At 71.8% G+C, this 14,210-nt stretch carries 10 protein-coding genes; 5 read left to right on the forward strand and 5 right to left on the reverse strand.

Going from position 1 to position 14,210, the window contains the following annotated elements:
* The first annotated feature begins 38 nt into the window (after positions 1–38).
* Complete coding sequence (locus PV364_RS13120) at positions 39–536, forward strand: DUF4240 domain-containing protein (protein ID WP_319660080.1); 498 nt, start codon at positions 39–41, stop codon at positions 534–536.
* A 156-nt stretch (positions 537–692) separates the two neighbouring features.
* Positions 693–4,169 (forward strand): IPT/TIG domain-containing protein, encoded by a 3,477-nt coding sequence (locus tag PV364_RS13125; protein WP_319660081.1) that lies wholly within the window; start codon positions 693–695, stop codon positions 4,167–4,169.
* Positions 4,170–4,238: 69 nt separating this feature from the next.
* Here the strand turns inward: PV364_RS13125 and PV364_RS13130 are convergent, their stop codons facing one another.
* Entirely contained in the window at positions 4,239–4,991 is a 753-nt protein-coding gene (locus PV364_RS13130; RefSeq protein ID WP_319660083.1) for a hypothetical protein, read from the reverse strand.
* 68 nt (positions 4,992–5,059) lie between these two features.
* Between PV364_RS13130 and PV364_RS13135 the strand changes: the two genes are divergently transcribed.
* Positions 5,060–6,877, forward strand: a complete 1,818-nt coding sequence (locus PV364_RS13135) for an NHL domain-containing thioredoxin family protein (RefSeq protein WP_319660084.1) — start codon at positions 5,060–5,062, stop codon at positions 6,875–6,877.
* Positions 6,878–6,893: 16 nt separating this feature from the next.
* Here the strand turns inward: PV364_RS13135 and PV364_RS13140 are convergent, their stop codons facing one another.
* The 4 genes from PV364_RS13140 to PV364_RS13155 form a co-directional block, all read right to left on the reverse strand.
* On the reverse strand, positions 6,894–7,115 hold the full coding sequence (locus PV364_RS13140) for a hypothetical protein (protein ID WP_319660085.1): 222 nt from the start codon (positions 7,113–7,115) through the stop codon (positions 6,894–6,896).
* Between the two features lie 87 nt (positions 7,116–7,202).
* Positions 7,203–8,492, reverse strand: coding sequence for a M18 family aminopeptidase (locus PV364_RS13145; RefSeq protein WP_319660086.1), 1,290 nt, complete (start codon positions 8,490–8,492; stop codon positions 7,203–7,205).
* Between the two features lie 96 nt (positions 8,493–8,588).
* On the reverse strand, positions 8,589–10,418 hold the full coding sequence (locus tag PV364_RS13150; protein WP_319660087.1) for an acyl-CoA dehydrogenase: 1,830 nt from the start codon (positions 10,416–10,418) through the stop codon (positions 8,589–8,591).
* 112 nt (positions 10,419–10,530) lie between these two features.
* A complete protein-coding gene (locus PV364_RS13155) occupies positions 10,531–11,607 on the reverse strand; it encodes an AI-2E family transporter (protein ID WP_319660088.1) in 1,077 nt (358 codons plus the stop codon).
* Between the two features lie 135 nt (positions 11,608–11,742).
* On the opposite strand from PV364_RS13155, the gene metG reads away from it, so the two are divergent.
* Together metG and PV364_RS13165 are read left to right on the forward strand one after the other, a co-directional pair.
* A complete protein-coding gene (metG, locus tag PV364_RS13160; protein ID WP_319660089.1) occupies positions 11,743–13,470 on the forward strand; it encodes a methionine--tRNA ligase in 1,728 nt (575 codons plus the stop codon).
* Positions 13,470–14,024 (forward strand): hypothetical protein, encoded by a 555-nt coding sequence (locus PV364_RS13165; protein ID WP_319660090.1) that lies wholly within the window; start codon positions 13,470–13,472, stop codon positions 14,022–14,024. Before metG ends, PV364_RS13165 begins: the two co-directional genes overlap by 1 nt.
* The last annotated feature ends 186 nt before the right edge of the window (positions 14,025–14,210 follow it).

Below are 14,210 nucleotides of genomic sequence, written 5' to 3' on the forward strand. Positions count from 1 at the left end.
CTGTTCTGTCACACCCCTCCGGCAGACTCCGCCGGTGTATGGACACCGGACAGTTCTGGCAGCTCATCCACGACGCCCGAGGCCAAGTCGCCGACCCCACGGACCCCGAGGCGGTCGCCGCAGGCGCCGGCGGGCCGCTCGCCGGGCAGTCCCCGGAGCGCATCGTCGCCGCCCAGCAGGTCCTGTGGGACCTCATGGCGGCCTCCTACCGTGCGCCCCTGTGGGCCGCCGCCCACCTGATCAACGGCGGGTGTTCCGGCGACGGTTTCGACTACGTCCGCGGCTGGCTGATCACCCAGGGCCGCGAGGTCCTCGGCCGCGCCGTCCGTCCGTGCGGCGTGCGCCGGCACCGGCCCGGACCTGGGGTGCGAGGCGACCTCGCCATCGTCTGGGACGCGCACCTGACGGCGACCGGCGAGGAACTTCCCGGTGACGTGTTCACCATCAGCTACCCGGACCTCGACCCCGCCTGGCGCTTCGGCTTCGGCGACCCGGCCGAGATGGCCCGCCGCCTGCCGGCTCTGAGCGCGCTCTGACGCGGAAGTCCGCTCGGGACCGGGATAAAGGCGAGCTGCCCGTGAAACGTCTGTGCGATCATCCTCTCCGGCTCACCACGCGCCGCACACACGTCCGCCGTCAGGGCGGACCCGACGCACCCATGCGTCACAACAGACCGCTCCGGGGGGAACGGAATGCCTCGACACCCGCGTACCACGGGCAGACCCGCGCCGTACGCCGCACTGCTGCTCGTCCTGTCGGCCCTGCTGGCGGCCCTGCTGCCGGTGGGCGCGGCACCGGCGTACGCCGATACCGCCGCGGAACCCGGCGACTGCGCCGTCCTGCCGCTTGCCCCGTTCGGCGACCCGGGGTCCGCGGTGGCCTCGGCGACCCTTCCCGAGGACGGCACCGTCTGCTACACCTTCACCGCTGAGCAGCCGGGGCTGCACCGGGTCCTGGTGCACGACCTCCACGGCGAGACCGGCGCCCAGGTGTACGACGGCGCCGCCCCGCTGAACTGCTACGACGCGGAGTGGGGCAGCGCGGGCTGGTGCGAACTGCCCCACGCGGGCGCCTACACCGTCACGGTTGCCAACTACGGGTGGACCACGGATACGTTCGACCTCGCGGTGGTCGCTCTCGCCACGACCGCGAACTGCGGGCCGGAGACCGGCACGTCGTGGGACACCCCGGCCGTGGACGTGTCCGTGCCCGGCCCGCTGGGGATGGCGTGCGTGCCGTTCACCGGCACGGCGGGCGAACGGGTCCTGCTGTACGCGGACGGCACCACCCTGTACGCCGGAGCCACGTCTTGGATCACGGACGCGACCGGGGCGCGCATCTGCCCGCACTTCAACGAGGACGACAGCATCGGCTGTGTGCTGCCCGGTGACGGCCCGTACCGGGTACTCAGGCAGGTCACCGGGACCGGCGAAGGGTCGCCGGCCGAGCACACCGTCGCCGTTCGCCGGCTGTCGGACCCCGCCGGCTGCGAGACCGTCCCGCTCAACACCTTCGGCTCCGGGCCCACGGCGACCACCCCGGGCACCGAGTGCAAGGTCTTCACGGCGCCGAAGGCCGGACGCTACGACGTGTACCAGGTCTCCTCCGACAGCCGTTCCGGGACCGATGTCTACGACCGGGCCGGCAAGAGCGTCTGCCGTTCCTGCGAGCTGCCCGCGGGCACCTACACCGTGCTCACCGATCAGTCGACCCTCATCCTCGACCGCTCCTCCACCGCAGGCTGCCGGCCCGCCGGACTGGGCACGTACCACGGCGAACTCGGCGAGGTCGGCGAGGTCGACTGCCTGACGCTGTCCCTCCCCGAGGGGGCCCGGATGGCGGCGCTGCGGCCCCTGAGCACGACCGGCCCGAGCATCGACGTCGTCGTGGTCGACGCCGAGGGCGTACAGCGGTGCGACGGGACGGACCTCGCCCAGGGCTCGTGCGCGCTCACCGGCACGGGCCCGTTCCGCGCCCTGGTCTCCACCACGACTCAGTCCACGCCCACGGGTCCGTACGACCTCGCCTTCCACCGGACGGACGACGCGAGCGGCTGCCAGGTCTTCCCGGCCGGCGACTTCACCGCCGCCAGTGCCTCGGCCGGATTCGGAACCGGCGACGGTGCCTTCTCCCACTGCCTGACCATTCCGGCCGACGACCACAGCGCGATGGAGACCCTGCACCTGCGCGCGGCTCCGGGGACCACGGGCACGGCACGTTTCTCGGTCCTGGACGCCGACGGGAAGCAGGTGTGCTCCGCGGGGCCCTCGCTGCTGACCTGGGTCGCCTGCGGCCTCACTCCGGGTGTGGCGCACACCGTGCTGGTCACCGGCCGGGAGACCGCTGCGACCTACACCCTCGTCCGCCGCGACGTCACGGCGACCGCCAAGGGCTGCACCGCCAACCCGGCGACCGCGGTGGGCGGTCCGTCCACGGGCGGGGCACTGGGCGTGCCGGGCGAGACGGTGTGCCGGCAGGTCACCACGGCGAACGCGGGGGACACCCTGCACGTCAATGTCCGTGACGCACTCGGCACCGCGAACTCGTACGTCTTCGACGCCGACGGCAAGAGCCTCTGCCTTCGTGCCAACTCGTCCTGCGCCGTGAGCGGTTCGACTCGCTACCAGGTGCTGGTCACGGTCCCGTCCTCCCTGAAGGCCGCCTCCTCCTACCGATTCGACGCCCTGCGCATCGCCACGCCGCAGGGCCCGGCGCCCGAGTGCGGCACGGTCCCGAACATCAGTTACGGGTACGGGCCCGTCACCGGCACCCTCGACGAGCAGCACACCGCCGTCTGCGCGGCGCTGCCCACCGCCTACCACGACCGCTTCGACGTCCCCGTGACCGACACCGCCGGCGCCACCGAGACCGCGGTGCCCGCCCTCTACGACGAGAGCCTCGACAACGGCTGCACGCTGTACATCCCCAGCGGGTACCAGTGCTCGGTGAACGAGCCGGCCACGGCGAAGACGACCCCGAGCGTCTTCGTCCTCGGCCTCCCCGAGAAGGCGGCGCAGACCTCCTACCGGGCCGAACTCGTCTGCACGTCCGGACCCTGCGGCACCGAGAGGATCGGCGTCACGGGGGTGACCCCGACCACGGGTCCGAGCGGCGGCAGAACCACCGTCACGGTGACGGGCAGCGCCCTGCACCAGGACGACAAGGTCCGGATCTACCGGTCCGGCGGTACCCCGATCACCGCCACCACGGTCTCGGTCTCGGCCGACCGCAGGACCCTGACCGCCGTGCTGGACCTCAGCGGGGTCGCCCCCGGCACCTTGAGCCTCAGCGTCTTCACCCACGACGGCTGGGAGCGTCAGCAGGGCACCTTCACCGTCACCGAGCAGCCCGCGTTGAAGGCCACCACCGCCCCGGCGGTCAAGGGCACGGTCCGGGTCGGCGAGAAGCTCACCGCCTCCCCCGGCACGTGGTCGGCCGCGCCCGAGGCGTACGCCTACCAGTGGAGGGCCGACGGTACGGCGATCTCCGGCGCCACCGGGTCGGCGTACACGGTGCCGTCCTCGCTGCTGGGCAAGAAGCTCACCGTGACGGTGACGGCCCGCCGCGCCGGTTACCGCGACGGCACTGCCACCACCCCCTCCGCCACCGTCGCGAAGGGGCTCGCGCCCAAGGCCACCGCCCACCCGGCGATCAAGGGAACCGTGCGGGTCGGCGTCAAGCTCACCGCGGCCCCCGGCACGTGGTCGCCCGCCCCGTCCTCCTACGCCTACCAGTGGAAGGCCGACGGCAAGGCGATCTCCGGGGCGACGAAATCCACGTACACGGTCCCGGCCTCGCTGGCGGGCAGGAAGCTGTCCCTGACGGTGACCGCCCGCCGCGCGGGATGCAGTGACGGCTCCGCCACCACGTCCGCGGTCACGGTCGCCAGGGGCCTCGCGCCCAAGGCCACCAAGCTCCCGGCGATCTCGGGCACCGCCAAGGTGGGCCGCACGCTCACCGCGGGGCACGGTACCTGGTCGCCCGCGCCGACCTCGTACCGCTACCAGTGGTACGCGAACGGCAAGGCGATCGCGGGCGCGACCAAGTCCACGCTGGTCCTGAAGTCCGCCCAGCGGGGCAAGAGGATCACCGTCAAGGTGAGCGCCGTACGCACCGGCCACTCCACCGGGTCGGCCACGAGCAGGGCGACGCCGACCGTCGCCCGCTGAGCCGTCCCGCTGCCCGCTCCCGCTCCCGTCCGCCCCCGGCCGCCAACACGCGGCCGGGGGCGGACGCGTTCATCCGGCGGAGTGCCCGTCCCCCACCTGGTGCTCGACCCGGTGCCGGATGTACGCGTCGGGGTGGGAGCGGGCGATGGCCACCGCCGCGTGCACCAGATCGTGCAGTTCCGGCGGATAGGCGGATGTGCGCAGCGGCAGTTCCGGGAGGATGCTGCGGCGGACGTCGAGGTGCTCGTTCTCCACGAACTCCCGCAGCGCGGCCTGGTGCCACTTCGCGACCAGGGCCCGACCGTCCTCGGGCTCCTCCCGGTCGGCGGTGCGGGGTTCCTCCGCCCGCACGAGCGGCATCCGCAGCGGCAGGGCGGTCCAGTACCAGGCCCGTGCGGCGCCCGCCCGTTCCGGATCCGTGCCCGTCCGCAGGTACCGCAGCAGCGCGGCCCGGACGCGCCGGTACCCGAAAGCGTTCAGGGCGGGCTCGACGAACTGACGGTCGAAGCTCGGATCCGGGTCGTGGACGGCCGCCCTGAGCAGCACGTCGAAGGACTCCTCGGAGAGGCTCAGCCCCCGGCGGCACGCCGCACGCAGCGCCGTCCGGACACGGTGCTCCCAGGCTCGTTCGCCCCCGGGCACAGGGCCCGGCTCCGGCCGGGCAGGGACGTCGAGCCGCAGGAGGCGGGCGACGTCCGCCAGACACCGCGAGAACGCTTCGCGCCGGTCCTCCGCGTGCTCCGGCAGCGCCATGAACACCTGTGGCGGCTGTGCCCGCCGTGCCGTCCCGCCGTCGTCCGTCCCGCGCCCGTCCGTGGTCATCCGCCGCCCCCTGTTCCGTGCCCCTCGCGCGTGAACAGGTGTCCGCGCCCGGATGGCATCCTTGCAGCATGAACGATGCCGCTCCCGCCTCCCGCCGTGCCCGTGTCCGTGCCCCCGAGCTGATCGGCAAGGGCGGCTGGCTGAACACCGGCGGAAAGCAGCTGACCCTCTCCGACCTGCGCGGATCCGTCGTCATTCTGGACTTCTGGACGTTCTGCTGCATCAACTGCCTGCACGTCCTGGACGAACTGCGCGAGCTGGAGGAGAAGCACCGCGACACCGTGGTGATCGTCGGCGTGCACTCGCCGAAGTTCGTGCACGAGGCGGAGCACCAGGCGGTCGTGGACGCCGTGGAGCGGTACGGGGTGCACCACCCCGTGCTGGACGACCCCGAGCTGGCGACGTGGAAGCAGTACGCCGTGCGGGCGTGGCCCACGCTCACCGTGATCGACCCCGAGGGCTACATCGTCGCCCAGCACTCCGGTGAGGGCCACGCGCACGCGCTGGAGGCGCTGGTCACGGAGCTGGAGGAGGAGCACGCGGCGAAGGGCACACTGCGGCGCGGGGACGGCCCGTACGTGCCGCCGGAGCCGGTGGCGACGCATCTGCGGTTCCCGGGCAAGGCGCTGCGGCTGCCGTCGGGCAACCTGCTGGTGTCGGACTCCACGCGGCACCAGCTGGTGGAGGTCGCCCCGGACACGGAGACCGTGGTGCGGCGGATCGGGGAGCCGGGCGACTTCAACGAGCCGCAGGGCCTGGCGCTGCTGCCGGACGGCACCGTGGTGGTCGCGGACACCGTGAACCACCGGCTGCGCACGTTCGACCCGGACAGCGGCGCCCTGCAGACGGTCGCCGGGACGGGCAGGCAGTGGTGGCAGGGGTCGGCGACGTCGGGCCCGGCCCTTGAGGTGGATCTGTCCTCGCCGTGGGACGTGGCCTGGTGGGACGGCAAGGTGTGGATCGCGATGGCCGGCGTCCACCAGCTGTGGACGTACGACCCGCAGGACGGCACCGTGCGGGTCGCGGCCGGCACGACCAACGAGGGCCTGGTGGACGGCCCGGCGGACGAGGCGTGGTTCGCGCAGCCGTCCGGACTCGCGGCGGCGGAGGACCGGCTGTGGGTCGCCGACTCCGAGACCAGCGCGCTGCGCTGGGTGGAGCGGGACGGAGCCGGAGCCGACGCCGGTGACGGCTACGCGGTGCGCACCGCGGTCGGGACGGGCCTGTTCGACTTCGGCCACCGCGACGGCGCGGCGGAGCAGGCGCTGCTCCAGCACCCGCTGGGCGTGACCGCGCTGCCCGACGGCTCGGTCGCGGTCAGCGACACGTACAACCACGCCCTGCGCCGGTTCGACCCGGCCTCGGGTGAGGTGACCACGCTGGCGACCGATCTGCGCGAGCCCTCGGGGGCCGTGCTGGACGGCGACGAGGTGGTGGTCGTGGAGTCGGCGCGGCACCGGCTGACGCGGCTGCGGCTGCCGGAGGAGGCCGTGCGGGTCGAGGCCGCGGCGCACCGCACGCAGCGTCCCGCCACGGAGGTGGCGCCGGGGGCGCTGCGGCTGGACGTGGTCTTCACCGCGCCGGCCGGCCAGAAGCTGGACCGGCGCTACGGTCCCTCGACCCGGCTGCTGGTGAGCTCGACCCCGCCCGAACTGCTGCTGGAGGGCGAGGGGAAGGGAACGGACCTCTTCCGGGACCTCGTGCTCAACGCCGAGGTGGCGGAAGGGGTGCTGCACGTGTCGGCGATGGCCGCCTCGTGCGACGACGACCCGGACAACGAGTTCCCGGCCTGCCATGTGCACCAGCAGGACTGGGGTGTCCCCGTACGCCTGACCGGCGACGGGGACACCCGCCTGGCCCTGGTGCTGGCGGGCATGGACGCCTGAGGCGCCGTCATGCCGGTCAGATGTGCGGGTAGTGGCGGTCCCGTTCCTCGACGACCGGCATCGGCTCCACGATCCGGCGCCGCTTGAAGATGCTGACGTACGCCGCCACACCGATGACGCCGACCGCCATCATGATGAGGCCGACCAGGTCCAGGTTGACCCCGGCCATGTGCCAGTCGGTCGCGAAGGTGAGGATCGCCCCCACCGCGATGAGACCGATGCAACCGCCGATGCCCATGATGTCCGCCTCCGAACTGCTCTGGCCCTAGGGGCTGGTAGACCTTCGCCTACCCGGAGGCGGACATCTCATGACCGGTGTGGGCGGTCAGCCCTCAAGGAACGCCTTGAGCGCGCTCGCCAGCAGGTGCGGGTCGTCGGCGCCGCACAGCTCGCGCGCGGAGTGCATCGACAGGATCGGCACGCCGACGTCCACGGTCGTGATGCCGTGCCGGGCGGCGGTGATGGGGCCGATGGTCGTACCGCAGGGCATGGCGTTGTTGGAGACGAAGGACTGCCACGGCACCCCGGCGCGCTCGCAGGCGGCCGCGAAGACGCCGCGGCCGGCGCCGTCGGTGGCGTAGCGCTGGCTGACGTTGACCTTGAGGATGGGGCCGCCGTTGGGCATCGGGCGGTGCGTCGGGTCGTGCTTCTCCGCGTAGTTGGGGTGCACGGCGTGGCCGGTGTCGGCGGAGACGCACACCGTGCCGGCGAAGGCGCGGGCGCGGTCCTCGTAGCCGCCGCCGCGGGCGAAGACGGACCGCTCCAGGACGTTGCCGAGCAGCGGGCCGGCGGCGCCGGTGTCGGACTCGCTGCCCGTCTCCTCGTGGTCGAAGGCGGCCAGCACCGGGATGTACGGCAGCGCCGACCCGGCGACGGAGGCCAGGGCGGCGGTGCCGGCGTGCACGGAGAGCAGGTTGTCCAGCCGGGCGGCGGCCAGGAACTCGCGGTCGCGGCCGAGGTAGGCGGGCGGCTGGACGTCGTGCGTCATCAGGTCCCAGCCGACGACGTCGGCGGCGGCGACGCCGGTCTCCTCGGCGAGGAAGGCCATCAGTGCGCCCTCGTCGACCTCGCCGAGGCCCCAGATCGGCTGCATGTGCCGCTGCTTGTCGAGCTTGAGCCCGTTCTCGTTGACGCCGCGGTCCAGGTGGACGGCCAGCTGCGGCACCCGCAGCAGCGGCCGGTCGATGTGGACCAGGGGCGTGCTGCCGTCCCGCAGCACCAGGCGGCCGGACAGGCCCAGGTCGCGGTCGAGCCAGGTGTTGAGCAGGGCGCCGCCGTAGACCTCCACGGCGATCTGGCGCCATCCGAAGGAGCCGGAGTCGGGGCGGGGCTTGACGCGCAGGTTGGTGGAGTCGGTGTGCGCGCCGACGATCCGGAAGGGGGTGGCGGGGCCGGCGCCCTCGGGCACGTACCAGGCGATGATCGCGCCGCCCCTCAGCACGTACTTGCCGCCCGCCTCGGCGTTCCAAGGCTCGGTCTCGGCGACCTGTCGGAAACCCGCCTTCTCCAGGCGCTCGGCGGCACCGGCGACCGCGTGGTACTGCGACGGGCTGGCCGCGACGAAGGCGGCGAGGTCATCGGTGTGGCTGCGGTCGAAGTGGGGCTGAGGGTTCATGGTTCAAGGATAGGGACGCACGGCGGCCCGCTCCTCGTCGCGGGAGCGGGCCGCCGTAGCCGCGATCGGTCCCGTCCGGAACCGGTCGAACCGTGATCAGAAGGCCTCTTCGGGCAGCTCCATCACATCGAGGGTCACGCTCTCGGCGGCGGAGCGCGCCACGGAGACCTGCGGCAGGACGTCGGCGGCGAAGTGCCGGGCCGCCGCGATCTTGCCGGTGTAGAAGGCGGTGTCCTTGGCTGAGGCGCCGGCGGCCAGCTTGGCCTGGGCGACGGCCGCGCCCTTGAGCAGCAGGTAGCCGACGACCACGTCGCCCGAGGCGAGCAGCAGGCGGGTGGTGTTGAGGCCGACCTTGTAGATGGACTTGACGTCCTTCTCGGTCTCGGCGAGGTCGGTCAGCATCCTGCCGACGATCGCCTCCAGGTCCACGGCGGCCTTGGCGAGCTGCTCGCGGGCGGCGGCCAGCTCCTCGCCGCCGGAGCCCTCGGCGAGGAACTTCTTGATCTCCTCGGAGAGGGTGGTCAGTGCCGCGCCCTGGTTGCGGACGATCTTCCGGAAGAAGTAGTCCTGGCCCTGGATGGCGGTGGTGCCCTCGTAGAGGGTGTCGATCTTGGCGTCCCGGATGTACTGCTCGATCGGGTACTCCTGCAGGAAGCCGGAGCCGCCGAAGATCTGCAGGGACTGCGCCAGCTGCTCGTAGCCCTTCTCGGAGCCGTAGCCCTTGACGATCGGCAGCAGCAGGTCGTTGAACGCCTCCAGCTCCTTGGTGTCCTCGCCGGTCACCTCGGCCGCGGCGATCGCGTCCTGGATGGAGGCGGTGAACAGGACCAGGGCGCGCATGCCCTCGGCGTATGCCTTCTGCGTCAGCAGCGAGCGGCGCACGTCGGGGTGGTGGGTGATGGTGACCTTGGGGGCGCTCTTGTCCATGAACTGCGCCAGGTCCGGGCCCTGCACGCGCTCCTTGGCGTACTCCAGCGCGTTCAGGTAGCCGGTGGAGAGCGTGGAGATCGCCTTCGTGCCGACCATCATGCGGGCGAACTCGATGATGCGGAACATCTGGCGGATGCCGTCGTGCTTGTCGCCGATCAGCCAGCCCTTGGCGGGGTGCTTGTCGCCGAAGGTCATCTCGCAGGTGTTGGAGGCCTTCAGGCCCATCTTGTGCTCGACGTTGGTGGCGTAGACGCCGTTGCGCTCGCCCAGCTCGCCGGTCTCGAAGTCGAAGAGGTACTTCGGGACCAGGAAGAGGGACAGGCCCTTGGTGCCGGGGCCGTGGCCCTCGGGGCGGGCGAGGACGTAGTGGAGGATGTTCTCCTCCATGTCGTGCTCACCGGAAGTGATGAAGCGCTTGACGCCCTCGATGTGCCAGGAGCCGTCCTCCTGCTCGACGGCCTTGGCGCGGCCGGCGCCCACGTCCGAGCCGGCGTCCGGCTCGGTGAGGACCATGGTGGAGCCCCAGGTCTTCTCGACGGCGATCTCGGCGATCTTCTTCTGGACCTCGTTGCCCTCCTCGAAGAGGATGCGGGCGAAGGCCGGGCCGGAGGAGTACATCCAGATGGCCGGGTTCGCGCCGAGGACCAGCTCCGCGTACGACCAGATCAGGGACGGCGGGGCGGTGGTGCCGCCGATCTCCTCGGGCAGGCCCAGGCGCCAGTACTCGGCGGCCATGAAGGCCTTGTAGCTCTTCTTGAAGGTGTCCGGGACCGGCGCCGTGTTGGTCTTGGGGTCGAAGACCGGCGGGGTGCGGTCGGCGTCGGCGAAGGAGTCGGCGAGCTCGTTCTCCGCGAGGCGCGTGATCTCGCCCAGGATGTCCTTGGCGGTCTCGACGTCCATCTCGGCGAACGGGCCGGTGCCGTAGATCTTGTCGCGCCCGAGGACCTCGAAGAGGTTGAACTCGATGTCGCGAAGGTTTGACTTGTAGTGGCCCATGGCGACGGCTCCGTCGGGGATCGGTCGGACAGCGGGTGGGAGTTCGCAGTCCTCGCAGCTTTATCACTTACCAGTCGGTAATGATGCTACCCGCCGGTAATAAAAACAACCCCTATCCGGCCGGATGTGACGCAGGCCCTTCGACTTCTGGAGGAACACCCCCGCCCCGGCGCCTGAGTTCGTCCACGGCCGCAAAGGCCGCGGCCGCGATCGGCACCGCCAGCAGCATCCCGAGGATGCCGGCCAGGCTCGCCCCCGCGGTGATCGCCAGCAGCACCACCGCCGGGTGCATGTGGACGGTGCGGCTCTGGATCGTCGGCTGCAGCACGTGCCCCTCCAGCACCTGCACGGCCAGCACCACGCCCAGCGCCCACAGTGCCACCAGCCATCCGCGGTCCGCCAGCGCCACCAGGACCGCCACCGCGCCGGAGATGAACGCCCCCAGGTACGGGATGTACGCCCCCACGAAGACGAGCGCGCCGAGCCCGACCGCTCCCGGCACCCGCAGGATCAGCAGTCCGACGGTGATGCACACGGCGTCGATCAGCGCGATCAGCGTCGTGCCCCGCATGAAGCCCTGCACCGCGGCGAAGGCCCGGTGGGCGATCCGCTCCAGGAGCGGCCCGATGCCGTGCGGGGCCAGTTCGCGCAGCAGGACGGGGAAGCGGCCGCCGTCGCGCAGGAAGAAGAAGGTCAGCAGCAGCGCCAGAATGGCGGTCGCGATGATCTGGCCCACGATGCTGATCCCGGACACCACCCCGGAGGCGGCCCGGGCGCCGTACTTGGTCGCGAAGGACTTGAGGCTGTCGAAGGTGTTGTCCAGCGACGGCCCCGACACGCCGAGCTCCGGCATCACCTTGTGGGCCACCTCCTTCAGGGACGCCACGATCTGGCCCCCGGAGTGCATGAGGCTCTGCACCACGATGTACATCGCGCCCGCGGCGAACACCAGAAGGGCCAGGCACGTCAGCGCCGCGGCCAGCGACCGCTGCACCCGTACCGTCCGCAGCCAGCGGTACAGCGGCCCCAGCAGGGCACTGCCCAGCAGCGCCAGCAGGACGGGCGTCACGACCGCCGCGAAGGTGACGACGAGCCAGACCACCAGCGCGCCCACGCCGGCCAGGAGCAGCACGACGGCGCACCACGCGCCCGTCCGGCGCGCGGCGGCCGGCAGGAGGGGCGCGTCCACCTGCCCACCGGATCACGGCCCCGCGGTGTCCGCATGCCGGGCACGGCGAACGGGTGGCGTCGCGCGGTCGGATACGCTATTGACGGTCCGTAGAGGAAATCCTCACCCACAGTAGCGACTTGGGAGCAGCCGGCAATGGCTCGACACCTCATCACCAGCGCCCTTCCGTACATCAACGGGATCAAGCACTTGGGCAACATGGTGGGGTCCATGCTCCCGGCCGACGTCTACTCCCGGTACCTGCGCCAGCGCGGCCACGAGGTCCTCTACATCTGCGCCACCGACGAGCACGGCACCCCGGCCGAGCTCGCCGCGCAGGAGGCCGGCCTGCCGGTCGACGCGTTCTGCGCCCAGCAGCACGACGCGCAGAAGGCGGTCTACGACGGCTTCGCGCTCTCGTTCGACTACTTCGGCCGCAGCTCCTCGCAGCAGAACCGGGAGATCACCCAGGCCATCGCGCGGGAGCTGAAGGAGAACGGCTTCATCGAGGAGCGCGCCATCCGCCAGGTCTACTCCCTGGACGACGAGCGCTTCCTGCCCGACCGCTACATCGTCGGCACCTGCCCGCACTGCGGCTACGACAAGGCACGCGGCGACCAGTGCGAGAACTGCACCCGGGTCCTGGACCCGACCGACCTGATCGAGCCCCGCTCCGCGATCAGCGGCAGCAGCCGGCTGGAGGTCCGGGAGACCAAGCACCTGTTCCTGCTGCAGTCCAAGCTCTCCCACGAGGTCGAGGCCTGGGTCGACGAGCACGGCAAGGACTGGCCCACCCTCGCCTCCTCCATCGCCCGCAAGTGGCTCACCGAGGGCCTGCAGGACCGCGCGATCACCCGCGACCTCGACTGGGGTGTGCCCGTCCCGGCCGACACCTGGCCGGAGCTCGCGGCCGAGGGCAAGGTCTTCTACGTCTGGTTCGACGCGCCGATCGAGTACATCGGCGCCACCAAGGAGTGGTCGGACGCGGCTGCCGCGGGCGAGACCCGGGACTGGCGCTCCTGGTGGTACGACGTCGACACCGACGTCCGCTACACCGAGTTCATGGCCAAGGACAACGTCCCCTTCCACACCGTGATGTTCCCGGCGACACTGCTGGGCACCCGGGACAAGTGGAAGAAGGTCGACTACGTCAAGGCCTTCAACTGGCTGACCTACTACGGCGGCAAGTTCTCCACCTCGCAGCGCCGCGGCATCTTCACCGACGCCGCCCTGGAGATCCTGCCGGCCGACTACTGGCGCTACTTCCTGATCGCCAACGCGCCCGAGTCCGACGACACCTCCTTCACCTGGGAGCACTTCGCGGCCTCGGTCAACAAGGACCTCGCCGACACCCTCGGCAACTTCGTCAACCGCGTGCTGTCCTTCTCCCGCAAGCGCTTCGGCGACGAGGTGCCCGCGGGCTCCGCGGCGGGCGAGGCCGAGCAGCGCCTCGGCGCGCAGATCGCCGAGCTCCTCGGCGAGTACGAGCGGCACATGGAGGACCTGCAGTTCCGCAAGGCCGCGCAGGCACTGCGCGCGCTGTGGAGCGCCGGCAACTCCTACCTGGAGGAGAAGGCGCCCTGGCTGGAGATCAAGACCGATCCGGACGGCGCCGCGCTCACCCTGCGCACCGCGATGAACCTCATCCACCTGTACGCGGTGGTCTCCGAGCCCTTCATCCCGGCCTCCGCCGCCGCCATGCGCGGTGCCTTCGCGCTGGCGGACGACACCGCGGTCTGGGTCACCGCCGACGAGGCCCGCGCCCTGTCCGCGGTGCCGCCGGGCACGGCCTTCACCGTCCCACCGGTGCTCTTCGCCAAGATCACCGATGAGGACCTGGAGTCCTACCGCGAGCGCTTCGGCGGACAGCCGGAAGCCGCCTGATGAGCACGCCGGCGCCCGTCCAGGGCAAGTCCCCGTTCCTGCTCCTGCTGTCGGTCGGCCTGACCCTGGCCCTGGTGGTCGCGGCCGTCATCGTCGCCGTCTCGCTGACCGGCGACCACGACTCCCGCACCGGGGCGGCCCCGGACGCGGGCGGCGCCTGCCGCGGCAGCAACGTCGCCCTCGACAAGGCCGCCCGGCGCTTCCGGCTGGAGCTCCCCGCCGACGCGAAGGACGTGCACTACCTCGCCCAGTCCGGCGGCCTGTCCGGGGAGTACGACCTGGAGTTGCGCTTCCGCACCACGGCGGCCGGCCTCCAGCACTTCCTGACCGGCTCCGGCCTCCCCAAGCTCAGCGGGGATGTGGACGTCCTGCGCACCGGGCAGCCCGAGGCCAACCCCTGCCGCCAGGACTCCGAGGGCCTGCCCCACGCCCGCTACGCAGGCGACCAGGTCGCGGCCGACGGCGCGACCCACGGCGCCTACGTCCGCGGCATCGCCGTCGACGACTCCGACCGCGCCCGCCCGGTCGTCTCCCTCATCGCCATGGACACCTGACCCGCTGGGCCGTCGTCGCATGTCGCCGCGGAGGTGCACGGCCGCCCGCCGGGCGAAGGTGACAGCGGCACTGAGCTGTGGCGTTGCAGCGGCAACGGCAAGGGCACCGTCGGCGCCCGGGTGAAGATCGACCTGAACGCGGAGGGGCCCGGAACCGAAGAACGGTCCGGGCCCCTCCGCGTCACG

It is taken from the genome of Streptomyces sp. MI02-7b, from assembly GCF_033793585.1.
Classification (GTDB): domain Bacteria; phylum Actinomycetota; class Actinomycetes; order Streptomycetales; family Streptomycetaceae; genus Actinacidiphila.

Bases quoted from the DNA above. Each gene is read 5' to 3' on its own strand.
- PV364_RS13120 (WP_319660080.1), top strand. From the start codon at position 39: ATGGACACCGGACAGTTCTGGCAGCTCATCCACGACGCCCGAGGCCAA.
- PV364_RS13125 (WP_319660081.1), top strand. From the start codon at position 693: ATGCCTCGACACCCGCGTACCACGGGCAGACCCGCGCCGTACGCCGCA.
- PV364_RS13130 (WP_319660083.1), bottom strand. From the start codon at position 4,991: ATGACCACGGACGGGCGCGGGACGGACGACGGCGGGACGGCACGGCGG.
- PV364_RS13135 (WP_319660084.1), top strand. From the start codon at position 5,060: ATGAACGATGCCGCTCCCGCCTCCCGCCGTGCCCGTGTCCGTGCCCCC.
- PV364_RS13140 (WP_319660085.1), bottom strand. From the start codon at position 7,115: ATGGGCATCGGCGGTTGCATCGGTCTCATCGCGGTGGGGGCGATCCTC.
- PV364_RS13145 (WP_319660086.1), bottom strand. From the start codon at position 8,492: ATGAACCCTCAGCCCCACTTCGACCGCAGCCACACCGATGACCTCGCC.
- PV364_RS13150 (WP_319660087.1), bottom strand. From the start codon at position 10,418: ATGGGCCACTACAAGTCAAACCTTCGCGACATCGAGTTCAACCTCTTC.
- metG (WP_319660089.1), top strand. From the start codon at position 11,743: ATGGCTCGACACCTCATCACCAGCGCCCTTCCGTACATCAACGGGATC.
- PV364_RS13165 (WP_319660090.1), top strand. From the start codon at position 13,470: ATGAGCACGCCGGCGCCCGTCCAGGGCAAGTCCCCGTTCCTGCTCCTG.